This window comes from Micromonospora sp. NPDC005324, from assembly GCF_040607155.1.
Taxonomy (GTDB): Bacteria; Actinomycetota; Actinomycetes; order Mycobacteriales; family Micromonosporaceae; genus Micromonospora; species Micromonospora trifolii.
The window spans coordinates 131,408-146,646 of record NZ_JBEXGE010000018.1 but is presented as its reverse complement, the minus strand read 5'-3'; the positions used below and the strand labels follow the sequence as shown (position 1 = coordinate 146,646).

At 66.8% G+C, this 15,239-nt stretch carries 15 protein-coding genes and 1 pseudogene; 5 read left to right on the top strand and 11 right to left on the bottom strand.

What is annotated here, in order from left to right; translation table 11 throughout:
- Positions 1-98 precede the first annotated feature (98 nt).
- Together ABZS40_RS20090 and fxlM are read right to left on the bottom strand one after the other, a co-directional pair.
- A pseudogene (locus ABZS40_RS20090) lies at positions 99-302 on the bottom strand (kinase); the annotation flags it as partial.
- Positions 299-1,540: a methyltransferase, FxLD system gene (gene fxlM, locus ABZS40_RS20085; RefSeq protein WP_354944752.1), complete on the bottom strand. Its 1,242-nt coding sequence runs from the start codon at positions 1,538-1,540 to the stop codon at positions 299-301. The gene fxlM and the pseudogene ABZS40_RS20090, both read right to left, overlap by 4 nt.
- A gap of 428 nt (positions 1,541-1,968) precedes the next feature.
- On the opposite strand from fxlM, the gene ABZS40_RS20080 reads away from it, so the two are divergent.
- Positions 1,969-2,832 carry a helix-turn-helix transcriptional regulator gene (locus ABZS40_RS20080; protein WP_354944751.1) on the top strand — a complete coding sequence of 288 codons (864 nt, stop codon included), beginning with the start codon at positions 1,969-1,971 and terminating at the stop codon, positions 2,830-2,832.
- A 97-nt stretch (positions 2,833-2,929) separates the two neighbouring features.
- Positions 2,930-3,481, top strand: a complete 552-nt coding sequence (locus ABZS40_RS20075; protein ID WP_354944750.1) for an NUDIX domain-containing protein — start codon at positions 2,930-2,932, stop codon at positions 3,479-3,481.
- 156 nt (positions 3,482-3,637) lie between these two features.
- Here ABZS40_RS20075 and ABZS40_RS20070 read toward each other — a convergent pair whose 3' ends face one another.
- Positions 3,638-3,979: a hypothetical protein gene (locus ABZS40_RS20070; RefSeq protein ID WP_354944748.1), complete on the bottom strand. Its 342-nt coding sequence runs from the start codon at positions 3,977-3,979 to the stop codon at positions 3,638-3,640.
- A 288-nt stretch (positions 3,980-4,267) separates the two neighbouring features.
- Between ABZS40_RS20070 and ABZS40_RS20065 the strand changes: the two genes are divergently transcribed.
- Positions 4,268-5,113, top strand: a complete 846-nt coding sequence (locus tag ABZS40_RS20065; protein ID WP_354944747.1) for a sugar phosphate nucleotidyltransferase — start codon at positions 4,268-4,270, stop codon at positions 5,111-5,113.
- Here ABZS40_RS20065 and ABZS40_RS20060 read toward each other — a convergent pair whose 3' ends face one another.
- From ABZS40_RS20060 to ABZS40_RS20050, 3 genes are all read right to left on the bottom strand, one after another.
- Entirely contained in the window at positions 5,114-5,656 is a 543-nt protein-coding gene (locus ABZS40_RS20060; RefSeq protein ID WP_354944746.1) for a tunicamycin resistance protein, read from the bottom strand.
- Between the two features lie 165 nt (positions 5,657-5,821).
- On the bottom strand, positions 5,822-6,766 hold the full coding sequence (locus ABZS40_RS20055; protein ID WP_354944745.1) for a DUF5954 family protein: 945 nt from the start codon (positions 6,764-6,766) through the stop codon (positions 5,822-5,824).
- A gap of 147 nt (positions 6,767-6,913) precedes the next feature.
- Positions 6,914-8,407, bottom strand: a complete 1,494-nt coding sequence (locus ABZS40_RS20050; RefSeq protein ID WP_354944744.1) for an IMP dehydrogenase — start codon at positions 8,405-8,407, stop codon at positions 6,914-6,916.
- Between the two features lie 583 nt (positions 8,408-8,990).
- Here ABZS40_RS20050 and ABZS40_RS20045 point away from each other — a divergent pair.
- On the top strand, positions 8,991-10,343 hold the full coding sequence (locus tag ABZS40_RS20045; RefSeq protein WP_354944743.1) for a helix-turn-helix transcriptional regulator: 1,353 nt from the start codon (positions 8,991-8,993) through the stop codon (positions 10,341-10,343).
- A complete protein-coding gene (locus tag ABZS40_RS20040) occupies positions 10,340-11,005 on the top strand; it encodes a 2'-5' RNA ligase family protein (protein ID WP_354944742.1) in 666 nt (221 codons plus the stop codon). Before ABZS40_RS20045 ends, ABZS40_RS20040 begins: the two co-directional genes overlap by 4 nt.
- Before the next feature lie 235 nt (positions 11,006-11,240).
- Here ABZS40_RS20040 and ABZS40_RS20035 read toward each other — a convergent pair whose 3' ends face one another.
- From ABZS40_RS20035 to ABZS40_RS20015, 5 genes are all read right to left on the bottom strand, one after another.
- Positions 11,241-11,447, bottom strand: coding sequence for a hypothetical protein (locus ABZS40_RS20035; RefSeq protein WP_354944741.1), 207 nt, complete (start codon positions 11,445-11,447; stop codon positions 11,241-11,243).
- Positions 11,444-11,650, bottom strand: a complete 207-nt coding sequence (locus ABZS40_RS20030; protein WP_354944739.1) for a hypothetical protein — start codon at positions 11,648-11,650, stop codon at positions 11,444-11,446. The genes ABZS40_RS20035 and ABZS40_RS20030 overlap by 4 nt, the downstream gene beginning before the upstream one ends.
- A gap of 115 nt (positions 11,651-11,765) precedes the next feature.
- Complete coding sequence (locus ABZS40_RS20025; RefSeq protein ID WP_354944738.1) at positions 11,766-12,890, bottom strand: hypothetical protein; 1,125 nt, start codon at positions 12,888-12,890, stop codon at positions 11,766-11,768.
- A 77-nt stretch (positions 12,891-12,967) separates the two neighbouring features.
- A complete protein-coding gene (locus ABZS40_RS20020; protein ID WP_354944737.1) occupies positions 12,968-13,807 on the bottom strand; it encodes a TauD/TfdA family dioxygenase in 840 nt (279 codons plus the stop codon).
- A gap of 15 nt (positions 13,808-13,822) precedes the next feature.
- Positions 13,823-14,725 carry an amino acid--tRNA ligase-related protein gene (locus ABZS40_RS20015; protein WP_354944736.1) on the bottom strand — a complete coding sequence of 301 codons (903 nt, stop codon included), beginning with the start codon at positions 14,723-14,725 and terminating at the stop codon, positions 13,823-13,825.
- Between the last annotated feature and the right edge of the window lie 514 nt (positions 14,726-15,239).

The window sequence follows — 15,239 nt, the reverse complement described above, 5'->3', positions numbered from 1 at the left end:
CACTCTCATCGATCATGGTCGAGCACCCTAGCCAGCAAACAAGGGCATGTCCCTTGACCTGCAAGAACATTCTCGTTAGTTCAGTTAACAGGAAGACAGAAACGGACGTTCTGCGCCATGAGCGTGGGCGCGAGACCACCTGGCTTGTCACGTTCCCTGAGAAGGACTCGCCTAATATGATCTTGGCCGACGAGGGCGCAGCCGCGGCCGTGCCGATACCGCAACTCACGGGCAATGGTGCTCTTACCGGAGCCGGAGTTCCCACGAAGGCATATCAAGATCGTCAACTCCGTGTTGCTCATCGGTCTGTCTCCGGCCAGGTGATCGCGGTCAGCGTGTGTCGGCGGGGCACAAGCAGCCGCAACCGGTCAGTGTCGGGCAGTCGCGTGCCGGCCGGGTGCACGGTGATGTCCGGGCCGGTGCCGGCCCGGAACCGCTGATCCCAGGCCGCTGTCAGTTCCATCAAATCGCTTGTCAGTCTGGTGGCGTGCGGACCGAAGCCATGCCCGCCGAACTGCCACGTCGTCGTGTCGTGGCGGCGCATCGTCAGATAGGCGAGGCTGTCACTGGTCAGCAGGGTGGGGCAGAAGAAGCGGTCCTGTGGATCCAGCAGGCCGGCGGTGCGGTCCCGATCGACTCTGAGCACGCCGTACGGGCGAGGTTGACTGGCCAGCCACAGGTGCAGGCTCTCGAGGCGGGCGCCCATGCTCATGTCCAGGGTCACCGGCGAGGACACCTCAACCCGTGGCCCATCAAGGGCAGCGCGGAGGGCCTCGGCGTTGGTCGTGGTGGTGTCGTCATCCAGGGTGAGAACGGCGTCGTCGCCGCGCAGCGCCACCCGGCGGGCCGGGTCCCGGCCGTGGCCCTGCATAGCGACGAAGCCGCACTGCACGGACGCTGTCGCGGCCAGGTGGTCGCTTGCCGCCTGCAGGGTGAGGCAGCGAGTGTTGCCGCGCATCCGCAGAGGCACCACCAGCCTGCCGGCTGGTGAGAGCTGGTCGGTCCACGCGGGTGGGAGGTCACTGGCCTCGACCGTGACGAGCACCGCGTCCCACAACCCGTCGGCGCGATGGCCGTGGACGCCGTCGGCGTGGACCACCTCGACCTGCGGGTAGCCGGCCAGTGCCAGCGCCGCTTGCGCGTGGGTGACGACCTGGGCGTCGATGTCGACGCTGACGACCGTTCCGGCCGGGCCGACGACCTCGGCGATCAGCGCGGCGTTGTACCCTCCGGAGCCGATTTCCAGAACCCGGGCGCCGGGCTTCAGCCCGGCGGTCTCCACCATGTACGCCTGCAACCACGGCGCGGAGATCGAACTGGTCGCCTTTCCGTCCGAGCCGCGTCGGGTGACAACAACATCATTCGCATACGCGCTCTCGATGCTGGTACCGGCCGGAGCGAAAAGGTGCCGCGGCACTGCGGTGAACGCCGCCGCCACCTCCGGTCGGGTAATCCAACCCTGACTGCGTAGCTGGTCGACCAGCTGCCGGCGAGCGTCCTCCGCCGTCAACGTCTCGGTCGTCCCGCTTTCAGGTGCCATCAGGACATCCCCTCCCTCGAACGAATATCCGGTGAGCAGCCCGCCGGCCGCGACGAGCATCGGCCCGTTGCTGGGATGCGGCAGGGCGAGATCAGGAGATTGGCACGCCGTCTTTGAGGTAGCGGGTCGACCCGTCGACGCGCGCCTCGAGGCATTCGCTGACGCGGCGGACCAGCGGTGAATTCCTGGGGGTCGGAGGGCATGCGGGCACCGTAGAACTCCAGCCAGCCGACACGCCCGCAGCGCCACGCACCGACAATGTCGGCACATCCCGACACCCACTCCAACACCCGCAACCTTGACCGCGATGGGCGACATCTGAGGGTGCTACCGCGCCGCATGATGCGCCGGCTGTCGCCCGGAACATGTCACAGCGAGCCGCTACGGTGACCGCTCACCGTGAGCGCTCAACCCGGGGGTGGTGGCCGATGGGCGACAGCGACGAGATCAGTGCTGCGCGCCGCGCGCTCGGCCGTCGCCTCGCGCACCTGCGCAAGGCTGCCGGACTCACGCAGCACGCCCTCGCCCCTCTCGTGCGGTACGCCCGCAGCTCCATCGCCAGCACCGAAACCGGTCGGCAGCACCCCGACCGGACGTTCTGGAACCGCTGCGACACGATCCTGCGAACCGGCGGCGAGCTGACCACCGAGTACCACCGCATCATCGAGCTGGACCTTCACCGTCAACCCGCCCAAGTCAGGCCAGCCGACACCGCGGCGGCCAGTAATGACGTGCTGTGGGAGCCCGAGGAATGCATCACCGCCCGCCGGTCGGCCCTGATAGACACCACCGACGATGACGCCCGGCTGACGCACCTGGAACACGAGATCCAGCGGGCGACCACTGACAACGAGCGCGTCGCACCGAGCACGCTGGTTGCCCGACTGCGTCCGCTGAGGGCCTGCGTCGACGAGCTGATGGCCGCCAAGCAACACCCACCGCAACGGGCTCGGCTCTACACGGCCGCCGCACACCTGTCCGGACTGCTCGCCGCCCTCGCCCTGGACCTGCGGGCCTTCCGCATCGCGCGCGCGTACGCCGCCGAGTTGTCCGACCTGGCCGTCGCCGCTGAGCAGCCCGACGTACTGGCCTGGGCCCACGCCACTCAAGACCTGATCGTCAATCACACCAACGATCCACAGGAGGCCCTCACTGAATCGACGGGCGGCCTGAGCCAGGTCGACAAAAGCTCACACCGTATCCGTGTGGTCATCAACGGGCTGGCGCGGCGTTCGTCCGCATCGGCGATGGCAACGACGTCGACCGCGCCGCCGGAGGTGCCGTCGCCTTGATAGCAAGCAGCCGACAGGCGCACAGGTCAGCTCACCTTGTCTGAGCAGGCGACCCGTAAGAAGTGTGCTCGGGCTACCACCACAACGGAGGCGAGTCGTGGCGATCGACAACTCGGACATCTTGGGAGCCTTGTCTGCCTACCTCACGTTCTACCCCCACGAAGCCGCGTCCCTGTCGGTGCCGAGGCGGCTGTTGTCCGGAGGAGCGAATGTTGCCTCTCGGTCTCATCTGCCCATGCACGTGACTGTCGGTGCGCTTCTGGTGCGCGGCGGCACCGAAGTGCTGCTTGTCGATCACCTCGCCTACGGGATACTGCTCCAGCCCGGCGGACACCTCGAGCCGACTGATGCCACGCTGATCGGCGCGGCGATGCGGGAGCTAGTGGAGGAGACCGGCGTTGATCTCGCCGGGATTGTCCCGACCTCGCTGGTGCCGGCTTATGTCGAATACGGGCAGGTTCCGGCGCGGCCCGATAGAGGGGAACCGGCACACTTCCATCTCGACTTCGGGTTTCCGTTCGCGACAGCGTCTGCTGATGTGGGTCTGATCCAGGAGTCGGAGGTGCGAGGTGCCGCTTGGTACCGGCTGGCCGAGGCCGAGCGGCTTGTCGGCCGCCGCATCGCGCGGGCGGCAGACGCGCTGGCGTGAATGCGTGATCGGAGCGGGCCGGGGCTTGCGCCAGCCGAGCCGCCGGAGGGCTGAGGCACCCCCGGCCCCTACCGGTCTGCCTTCGCGCCCGGCACGACTTTGCGCGTAGCGTCATCGTGGGCGGATTCAAGGCGGGCAATCGTGGCCATGCGCGCGTCATCCGCTGGTGCCGGCGGTGATTCGTAGGTCCCATCCAGGCAGGTCATCGCCGTCGTTGGGCACAAGGTTCGTGTCGAACCACGCGGCCTCCGCGCGCCCACGGACCCGCAGTCGGGCTTCAAAGCCTTCCCGGCCACTGCCCTGCGCACGGCACTGCCCCTCACCGCCGACCACAGCTTGCCGTTCAACACCGGCATGCTCGCCGCCGTCGCGCGCTGCGGACACACCGTGGCCGAGGTCGGTGTCGCCGCCCTCCACCAGTACATCGAAGGCCACCGGAGCACCCCGCACGACTACGACACCATGCTCAACGGCGTAAACCGGCTGGCCCTGCGCCACGGCCTCGACCCCGACACACGCCGGACCCGACGTGGGACCGCAGCCGTCAGGCCGGCTCCCTGGCCGCAGCCGCCGCCGAACCCACGACCACCACCATGCTCAAGGCGGCCACCTCACGCTGACGAATCATCGCGGGCCGCCGGCGTCGACACGCCGGCGGCCTGCGCCCGTGTGCCTTCCCCATGTGCCCCGAATCGGACCAGCGCGATGCGTAAACTGCACAGATCCGCCCGGCTCACTGTCGCCACACCCTGACGGCCGGTGCAACCCAACCGAAAGGGTAAGCGCGTGAGGGCCGTCATCGCTGTCGCCGGCATGGGCAGCCGCTTCTTCCCCGTCAGCAAAACCATCAACAAATGCATGCTGCCGGTTCTCAACCAACCAGTCGTCGCCTACGCAGTCGCCGACTGCATCGCTGCAGGCGCCCACGAGATCGCAATCGTCACCGCCCCCGGCGAAATTGGCCGCCAAGTGCGTCACTACTTCACCGAAGACCACGACCTGAAGGACTACTTCGCCGCACGCGGCTGGCAGGACAAGTACACGCCTCTCGCCGAACTACATAGCCAGGCCGACTTCACATTCATCGAACAACCACGCGACGACCGATACGGCACCGCGCTGCCCGCCATCGTCGCCGCTGACTTCATCGCCAGCGAGGACTTCCTCCTGGTCGCAGGCGACGACCTCCTCCTTCGTAACGATGGCGGATCGGACCTGGCCGACCTCGCCGCTGCCCGGGCCGCCGCCGGAGTACCGGCCGCGCTCGCCGCCGCCACGGTGCCCGGCGCCGAGGCCCAGCGGTACGGCATTTTGGCTCCGCGAGCAGCCGAGGGTCACCAGCTACTCGATCAGCTGCTCGAAAAGCCGGACGACTACGGCGAGCCGACCGCCTACATCAACATCAGCCGCACTCTGCTGCCCGCTGACGCGATGGCCTACTTTCAGAAGCTGACCCCGGCCCCCAACGGCGAGTACCAGGCCACTGACGCCGTCATCGCCTTCGCCCGCGACAGCGACGTATTGATCCACCCCGTCACCGGTAAGTACCACGATTGCGGCAATCCCGCTGGTTGGTTGGCGGCCAACAACGCCGCAGCCCAAGCGATCGTGGCCTCTGGGCCGCACGCCTGATCAAGATTCAGCCAACCGCGCCAACACCTGCGATGCCAACTCCGCTACCGGCAGCTCACCATCTAGCACCATCGTGTCAGCCGGCAACGAGCCGACAGCGGCAGTGCAGCGGGCCACCTGCTCCAGGCGCCACGTACGCACCTGCGCATCACGAGCCGGGTCATCCGGCCAGATCGACTGCGCCTCGATTCGAGCCTGTAGGACGCGGAAGGGCACGTCTATGAAGAAATGGTCGACGCCCACGCTGTGGGTGCGCAGCCGACCGAAAATTTCCTCAAGATACGAGAGCACCACCACGGTCATCGGTACCACGAGCGTGCGTCCGTACTCCTCCAGTAGTGCTATCGCCGTATCCGCCACACTGCGACGCCACAGCCGCAGATCCTGGAAATCGCCGCCCGCGGGCAGCGGAACTATCTCGCGGACCATGAACCCCGGCAACTCCGCGTCGAACATCAACAGCCGAGGATCCTCCGCAGTCAACTTCTCCGACAGAGTCGTCTTTCCCGCGCCGAACGCACCGTTGATCCAGATCACCCGCATGTATCGCTCCTCACGCGCCGTTGGTGCAAGATTCAAGAGCCCGGTGAAGATCACCCCGCTGCCCGGCGTCGCCGAACAGTGTCTGGACGGTGCTCGGCAGCCTGGGCCGGGGGTGTCGGTCGGTTGGGTGGTTGTCCGCGCCCGATGGTGTTGTCGCTGCTGGTCTTAGCGCTGGCGGTCCGCGCCCGGTGGCTGGTCTGGGTCGGGGTCCGATGGTCGGGGCATTTCCGGGCCGCTGACGCCCATGCGCAGCAGGGTCTCGATGCGGGTGACCCGGAATTGGCGCCCGAGCGCGGTGACGTCGTCGACGGGATTGGTATCGAGAGTGTCGGCGGTTTGTTGGTAGGCAGCTGCCTGGTCGTCGGTCAGCCTCAGTAGGCGCGGTTCGATGTGGCGCAGGCCGAAGGCGATCTCGTCGCGGGCCAGCTGCAGTGTGGCCACCGCGCGACTGTAGGGCCGCCACGACCCACCGACGGATTCGGCGGCGGCGTAGCGGGTCGGCAGGATGACCCCGACTGGGTGGGAGGCGACGGCGGCGACGCTGTCGGCGTATACGTTGGCGGGCACCTGGGCGCGGGGGTAGTGCGCGGTCGTCAGCTCTACCCGCAGCATTGCCTCACTCAGGCCGGTCGCCCCGTCTGGGTCGATGACGATTTCTGGGGCGAGGAAACTGTCGTTGTCCTCGGGGTCGCGGTCGGTGGGCCGGGGCGGTTCCGGCCCGTCCGGGCCGAACCGCGCAAACGTGTCCACCCGCACGACGCGGTGCACGCGGCCGGTGATCACCACCTCGTTCACCTTCTCCCGGTCCAGGACGGCGAGCGCGTTGGTCAACTCCGCGGCCAACGGGGGGTCGGTGGTCTCGTCGAGCTGCTCCATGAGGTGGTGCGCGAGGTCGTCCCGCGCGGCCTGCGGCGTGTCCGACACGACGGCGTAGACCTGCCACCGCCCGCCATCTGCCTGCACGGCGTGGCCGAACAGTGGGGCGCCGATGCGGATCTTCGGGTAGGCCGCCGTTCGCCGTGCCGCGTCGTCCTCGGTGACCGCGCCGACTGGGTCGGTGGGCTGCTGCACCCGCAGGATTACCGGCGGCTGCACTTCGTCGGCACTCATGCCACGGATTGTGTGACGGCTCGATGGCCTGTGTCACGAGGGCGCGCCCTTATGGCGCGATGCTGATTACCGCGACCGCCGGGATGCTCAAATAGTTGTCGGCCGGCCGCGACTCGCGCGAGCGTCGGTCGAACCGCTGGTGCTGGGTCACACGATGGCGTTGGGTCGATCGCGTAGCCGCACGTCTTCGCTGTTCTGCAGGTAGCTCTGGTGTGAGACCTCAACGAGGGTCGCCGTGTCGTGGAACCGCCGAAGGGTCGTCGAGCCGCAACTGATCATCGTGGAGGTGATTTTGGCGAGGGTGACGGAGACGTTGTCGTAGAGGCTGCCGGCGAAGGGGACGTACCCGTCGACCCCCTCTTCGAAGACGAGGGTCTTGCCCTGCCCGTAGCGGGCGGCGTTGCGGGCGCGCTGGCTGCCTTCGCCCCAGTATTCCTTGAAGAGTTGGCCGTCGACTTTGACGAGGGGCGACGGGCTTTCCTCGTATCGAGCGAAGTAGCGCCCGAGCATGAGGAAGTCAGCGCCGAAGGCCAGGGCGATGGCCATGTGAGAGTCGTGCAGGACGCCACCGTCGGAGCAGAGGGGGACGTACTGGCCGGTTTCCTGCGCGTACGCGTCGCGTTCGCGCACGACGTCGGCGAGGGCAGATGCTTGGCCGCGACCGATGCCTTTCTGGTCACGGGTGATGCAGATGCTCCCCCCGCCGATCCCGACCTTGATGAAGTCGGCGCCGGCCTCGGCGAGATATCGGAAACCGCGTCCGTCCACGACGTTGCCGGCCCCGATGCGAACCGTATCGCCGTACCGCTCGCGGACGAACTGCAGGACCTTGCTTTGCCAGGTGGAGAAGCCGTCGGAGGAGTCCAGGCACAGGACGTCCGCGCCCGCGGCGACCAGGGCCGGAATCCGCTCGCGGTAGTCATGGGTGTTGACCCCGGCGCCGACCATGAACCGCTTGTTTTCGTCGATGCTTTCCTTGCGGAACTGCTTGTGTAGCTCGTAGTCCCTGCGAAGCACGATCGAGGCGAGTCGGCCGTCCTCGTCGACGATCGGCAGGACGTCCTGACGGGCATCCCAGATGAGGGTGTTGGCATCAGACAGCGAGATGCCCGTCGGAGCGGTGGCGAGGCCCGCCGCCGGGCGCATCCGCGACTCGACGCTGTCGCCGAGGTCGTGGCGGTGGACGTTGAAGTCGCTGGTGGAGATCAATCCCAGGAACGTCCCGCCGGGGCTTCCGTCGTCGGTCACGACGGCGACATCCCGCTCGGCGGCGGCCAGGAGGTCGCCGACCTCTCCGAGGGTGGCGCTCGGCCTGATGTTGATGTCACTGTGCCGGAAACCGGCCTTGTGGCGCTTGACCGCGGCCACCATCTCGGCTTGATCGGCCATCGGTTGGTTCTGGTGAATGAACGCCAGCCCTCCGCACTGGGCCAGAGCTATGGCGAGCCTGGGGGAGGAAACCGCCCCCATGATCGCGCTGACCATGGGGACGGCGATCCGCAGTGGTGAGGCTTGCCCGACTCGGTGGCGCACAACGGGGGCCGACAGATCTACGTTGTCCGGCGTGCACCCGTCGTCGGTGAGGTTGGGCAGCAGCAGGTACTCGCCGAAGGTGCGGGAGATCTCGGGCAGGATCCGCACTGCTCTACTCCTCGAGATTCGAATGCCGCACTTTCTGTGCGCGGCCGAGCGATCGGAGAACGCTATCAGGCGAGTGAGCCCCGCCCGAAACGCCCATTCAATCGAAAGTCGCGCCGGCCGTCCGCGATGAGCCGGTCCACGAGGGCACCTCGTAATCTCTCAATGGACCCGAGGTATCTGGCACGTCGACCGAGTGGGCCACCCCTGCGCTCCGATCTCATGTTTCTCCGGTCACCGGCCTGTCAAGGAGGCAGCCGGCGGGACCGCCGCAGCGCTCGGCCGGTATGCCGGGAGGGTAAGACGCCGGCCGGTCGACACGCCCGCAGCGCCCTGCTTCGACACTGTCGGCATATGCCGACATCAAACTCCGACAAAACTTCGACATTGTGGTCCTGCCACGGGCTGTCGCCGCTCTCGATAATCAGCATCTAAGGATTTCGCCAGATCCCGCAGCGACCATCGGCTGCACCGGTGCTTGCCGAGATGCTCGGATGCTCCGGCGGCCCGCGAGATGTCACAGGCGGCACCTGTCGTCTCCATGGATCATGACCACATTGTCTGCAGTCGACCGGAGGTAGCAGCGATGGCTGACAGCGGCGAGATCAAGACTGCCCGCCACGCGCTCGGCCGCCGGCTCGCTGAATTGCGGGGGGCCGGCAATCTCACCCAGCACGACCTAGCGCGACTCGTGCAGTACGGCCGCAGTTCCGTGGCGAACACCGAGACTGGACACCAGCACCCGGACCGTGCCTTCTGGGCGCGCTGCGACATTGTGCTGCAGACCGATGGCGTGCTCGTCAGTGAGTATGACCGCATCACCGAGCTGGACCGTCAACGACGACGCTCATCGGCGATCCAAGCGGTCAGGAGCACGTCAGTGCCGGTGAAGCTCGATGCTGGCCACGAATTCCCTGGAGTGAACGGCGGTGCTGTCCCCTGGGAGCCCGAGGACAGCATCAACGCCCGCCGTCTGGTGCTGAAATCCTCCCTCGACGACAATGTCCGTCTCGCGTACCTGGAAGCCGAGGTCCAGCAGGCGATCGCCGACAACGAGCGCCTTACCCCGGTGATCCTTATAGCGCGTATGCGACCGCTGCGCTCCTACGTCGACCAGCTCATGGCAGGCCGGCAGCACCCACCGCAACGCGCCCGGTTGTACGCCGTCGCCGCTCACCTGTCCGGACTTCTCGGCGCACTCGCCCTCGACCTCGGCGCTTTCGGTGCGGCGCACGCCTATGCCGCCGAAGCGTTCGATCTCGCCGAGGCTGCCGAGCAGCCCGACGCGCAAGCCTGGGCACGGGCCACGCAAAGCCTCATCGCCTTCTACGCCGGCAACTACCACGACGCGCTGGCCTACGCCCAGGACGGCCTACGCCGTGGCGGCACCAGCGGGCACCGCATACGCCTCACGATCAACGGCCAGGCGCGTGCCCTCGCCCATCTCGGCGACCGGTACGGCGTCGACCGCGCCGTCGACCACGCGTTCACCATGCTGTCGGACTACCCGACCGGTTCATCGGTCAGCGCTAGCCTTGCCCTCGACCCGTACTGCCCGGCCAGGACCGCAGCCAACGCGGCGACCGCCTACCTGGCGCTCGGCCGCACCGCGGGCGTCACGGATCATCTGACCACCGCGATCACCGCGTTCGACACCGCAGGGTTGGCTGGCCCGCGTGCACTCAGCCGCCTCGACCTGGCCACCGCGCACCTGCACGCCGACAACCCCGACCCCGAGGAAGCAGGCGCACTGGCGGTGGAGGCGCTCACCCTTACCGCAGACCAGCGTTTCGAATCGGTCCACCAACGCGCCCGTCAGTTCCTCGCCACCGCCCACCCCTTCGCCCGTCAACCGCAGCTACAGCACGTCGCCGACCTGCTCGCGGACCGCACACAGGTCGCTGTCACCGGACAGGCCGCTCTACCATCGCTGTCATGAGCAGCCGGGAACTGGCCAGCCTGCAGCAGCGCTGGACCGCCTACCAGGACCTGCCCGAACTCACCAACCACTGGTACTGGCGTCCAGGCTGGCGGGCCGACCGCCAGTTCTACACCTGGCACCTCACCTTCGACCACCAAGCTGAACTCCATCACCTCGTCAGCGACGTGCAGCGCCAACTCGCTCTGCCCGGGCTGGACTTGGTGCCGCTCGACGGGCTCCACCTGACCATGCAAGGTCTCGGCTTCACCGACGAGGTCACCAACAGCGACCTTGAAGCAGTCGTCGCTGAAACCCGGCGGCGCTGCGCCGGCCTGCCGCCGCTGAAGCTTTCAATGGGCCCGGTCGACCCGGACGCCGAAGGAATCGGCATGCTCGTCCGCCCCTGGGACCGCGTCGTGCACCTCCGCGCCACCATCCGCGATGCCATCGGCGCGGTATGGCAGACCGTGCCGGAGGCCGCAGAAGGATTCCGGCCACACGTCACGATCGCCTACAGCGGCTCGCAAGCGCCGACCGCACCAATCCGCGGCCGGCTCAACGCCTTCCGCCACCAGCCACCCGCTGAGGTGACCATCCGACAGGCAACGCTGATCGCGCTGCGCCGAGAACACCGCAGTTACCGGTGGACAACGGTGGCGACCGCACCCCTTGATGGGTGACGCACTGACCATGCTCCACTTCAACGAACCTACGGCTCGGCCGTGAGGCCAATACAACTTGTAGGCAACCCTGAGGAGTTGTCGGTGTCTCGGGAGCGACAGCTCACCCCTGTCTCACCAGGCTCTGGCGCCGCCCCCATCACCGTTCCAAGGACTTCGCCGACCCCCACGCCCTCACCGATCTCGAAGGGGGGGCCGGGGGGGGCCACCTTTTTCGGGCGGCCCCCCGGCGGGGTCACCGACGGCGCGGGCGGCGCACGCGGCGCACTAGTTCGTACACCGCGCCGACGAGCAGAATCAGGATCAGCGCCGCGAGCCACGGCGCGCGGTCCCGGCCGAGCAGAATGAGCCCCCCGAAGCCGATCACCAGCCCGACGAGCGCGGCGACGCCTGCCATCCACAGCGGGACTTTCGTGCCGTCCGACATCCGCAGGTGGCTCATCCCGCTGCCTTATCGGCGGCAGCGGCGCGGTCGAAGTGCTGGCCCATCTGTCGCTGCGCCTCGGACGTGGCCTCGGCGGGGGCGGCGGTGCGGTTGTGGAACCGCAGCTCGTGCAGGTCCACGTGGTCGGTGCCGTCGAACGCGGCGGCCGGGGTGAACGCGTCCGGCGGCAGGGTGGGATCTACCTGGTCGGGGCTTGGCATGGGGGGTCTCCACAGGTGAGGCCCGAAGCGCCCGGCATGGACCGGCCGCCTCCGGGGGGGATACTGGTGTTGCTGCGGTTGCTGGCTGCACGCCTCGGTGGATCGGCTCGGTGACCTATTGGGCGACCTGGAACTGTCCCATAGGGAATCGCTGTCCATTTACCTGGATCTGTAGTGTAAACGCTCCGGGCTTGACCGCCGCCGTACCGGTGGCTCGCAGAGGATGCTCCTTGGACAGGGTGACAGGCTGACCTGGCTTGGCAGTCACCCTACTGAGGAAATAGACCTTCTCGCGGCGTGGCCCCCGCTGGGCGGTCGAGGAAATTGCGTACGACACGTGAAGAGGCACCGCTGCTTCGGCTAACAGCTCCGCGCTGAAAGCCAAATTCTCCCCTGCGCGAAGGGCAGTGCGCCGGATGCTGACGGCCGAGACGTCGATGCGTACGTCGCTCGGGTAGCCGAGAAACTCGTACGCGGGCGACCAACTCCTTTTAAGCGCGGCTTTCAGGGCCTCACGTGCGACGAAGTCGAACTCCTTCTCTCTGGTGCGCCTGTCGGTCTTCCATCGGGTCAAGGTGGCGATGACGAGATCGCCGTCGGTGGCGGCGATGTCGCGTAGATGGTTGGCGACTGACCGCGTCACGTACCGGCTCTCGTCGAGATACAGCTGGTCGAGGACCGGCAGCCCTGCCTCGGGGGGCAGGCTGAGGCGTGGTGACCAGGGGAGCGTGGGTCGCGTCGACTCGCTCGCCAGGCGCCGTACCCGGTAGTCGTCGTCCCGCGCCCAAGCTTGCACGGCGTTCATGGTCTGCTCAGGAAAGTCGTTGAGGAAGTAGCGAACCGCGTCTTCGGCGGAGAAATAGCAGGTGAAGCGGCGCAGCGCATCGAGAGCCTGGTCAAGGTCTTCGCCCGTGCGGCAGTAGCGCGCGACGTAGTCGGAATGCGGTGAGTACAGATGGAGGCCGAAGTCGTTGGTGATGCCGGCGGCTTGCGGCGTAGGCGGCAGAGAGCGCAGCAGCACGTCTAGCGCCGCGGCACCGGTGACCGGCAGGTGATCGTGTAAGCCCTTCGCGGTGCGGGCTATGCGTGCCTTGAGCTCCAACCGGGGCAGGTCGGCCATCACGTCGGCGACGAAATTCTCCGCGGCGAACGTGGGCAGGACGCTTCTCACCTCTCGGCCGATCCGAGCAATCCGCTCCGCGTTTAATGCTCGGTCCTTAACGAGTACCTTCTCGGCCATGCCGGGAACCCTAGTCGCGATCACGTGCTTGCACGATGCGGGAATCGCCCGTCAGTGCAATCGGTGCTGTGTCCCGCCTAGCGAACAGCGGTGCGGTACAGCAGGCGACGGTAGCGGGAGCTGTCGCAGGGAGAAGCGGTATGAAGGACAGCGTGGTTGTCCCAGACGACCACGTCGCCCTGCTGCCAGCGATGGCTATGGGTGTAGGGCGCGCTGGTGGTGTGTGCCAGGAGTTCGGCCAACAACTGACGACTCTCCCCGTCGGCTAACCCGACGACGGCCTTGACGACCATCGACCCGAGCAGGAGCGATCGGGCGCCAGTGATCGAATGGACAGGAGCGAGCGGATGCTCAACTTCTGCCCGACCGACGAGGCTGCCAGCCGCTGTCGACGATTGGCCGGCCGAGGCTTCGGACTGCCGAACTGCGAGCTGCTGGATCGAGTGAACTGCCCGGAGGTCTTCGACACGCCGTTTGGCCTCTGCGGGTAGGTCGGCATACGCCTGGGTGGCGTCGGCAAACCGCGTCTCGCCTCCGTGCTCGGGGCTGATCACCGAGTAGAGGATCGTCGCTCGGGTGAGTTCGAGCTTGAACGAATTGTCAGCGTGCCACTCTTCTTCGTGGTCGCCGTCGTAGATGCCAATATGAGCGTTGTCCTCGACGATGTTAGAAACCATGGTGATGCCAGGGAATCCGCTAACGGCATATCGGCGGTCGACGTCGGTGTCCACCGTGCCGAATCGGCCGCCCGCCGCGAGGAGATCGGCGTGGTTCAGGTGCTGGTTGGGGAAGACCAGTAACCGGTGGCGGTACAACGCGCTGGTCAGCGCTTCGGCAAGGCCCGGTTCGGCGGCGGTGAGGTCGTAATCTACCCTGGCTCCGAAACAGCCCGCTAATGGAGTGAGCTTGAGATCCATTATGTTTGCTCCTAATCAGGCGTGCGAGTCGCGGAGTCCGAACTGGGTGGACTGGAGGAATGGGCGGATGTCGCGAATGCCTGACGACGCCGCGCACAGTCGTTCGATGCCAATGCCCAAGCCGACGCTTCCGGCGGGTACCCGGCCGGCGTCAATCGCTTCCCACGCCAGACGCTGCTCGTCGTCGTACAGACCTACCTCTCGGGCCCGATCGGCGAACACCGCCCCGTCGACCTCGTCCTCGTAGCCGTGAACGACCTCAATGCCGTCCACGATGAGTTCGAACCGGTTGAGGACCGAGGTGGTGCTGGGCGTGAGCCGCGCACAGGGCTCGTCACCGCCGACGGGGTAGTCGGTCAGGAAAACCGCACGACTGGCGCTGCGAATCTCCAGCTCCTGCTCGATGAATCTCCCCAGGATGCTCTTGAACGGCTCATCGGGACCCGAGCCCACTCGGGCTGCCATCCGCTGCGGCAGATCGCCGAGCGGCGAATGGCGCAGATCGACCCCGAAGACATTCTGGATATAGTCCGCGACGGAGATGTTGACCGGCTGGTAAGGAATGTGCGGTGCCACCAGGAGTCGGGCCAGCTCCAAGAGGTAATCGAAGCTCTCGCCGGCCGCATACAAATCGAGCATGGTGAACTCGCTTGCGTGAAGATCGTCAGGCTTCTCCGGCCGGAAACAGGGCCCGATCTCGAATACGCGCGAATGGTGCTCAAGGGTCACTCGCAGGGCTGGCCCGATCATCGCCCGTAGGTTGCCGTTTTCGCCCAACGGAACGCGTCGTCCCGGTCCCAGGTCGGCCCAGCGGCCGACAGGAGTAACTGCCTCAAGGAAGCCCTCAGCGCGAAGAACCTCGCGAAGGCTGAACAGTATGTTGGATTTCACGCGTATTGGTTCGCGCGGCGTGGGCATGCGGCTCTCCTCAACTTGGGTGTCGCAGGCGGGCCGGTGCCTGCCGGCGCCGTCTCGGCCCCGCGGGTCCGTCCACAAGCTATCCCTGAGCCTGAGGGACGTAGAAGCTTCATTGTCGGATGCAGCGGCGCCTGCTGAGCCCGGCAAACGTAACTACTGGTGAGCGTGCTCAGCGTTGTGGCAGTTCAAGGCGTGTTTCGCCGCAAAGACGCGCAATGGGTCGACGCGCCGACCGCAACATCCGCGGGCATTGCGGCGAGCTTTGGACGCGCTCTAGCGTGATGGCTCAGCCATTCGGCGGAGTCGTTATTCGAGGCGGCATCGGAAGTGGAATCTGCGCTCCCGCTGACTTCCTCTCACGGCGTACATGACGTCGGGCGGCTATCCCGAGGGCACCACTAATACCGGCTCGGTAGCACCACTGCCCAAGTACCACGGACCTGCGGGAATCCCCGCGAACGAAGGGAGCACCATCATGGACAGGACTCCGAAGCTCGGCTTGCGGCCGGACGTG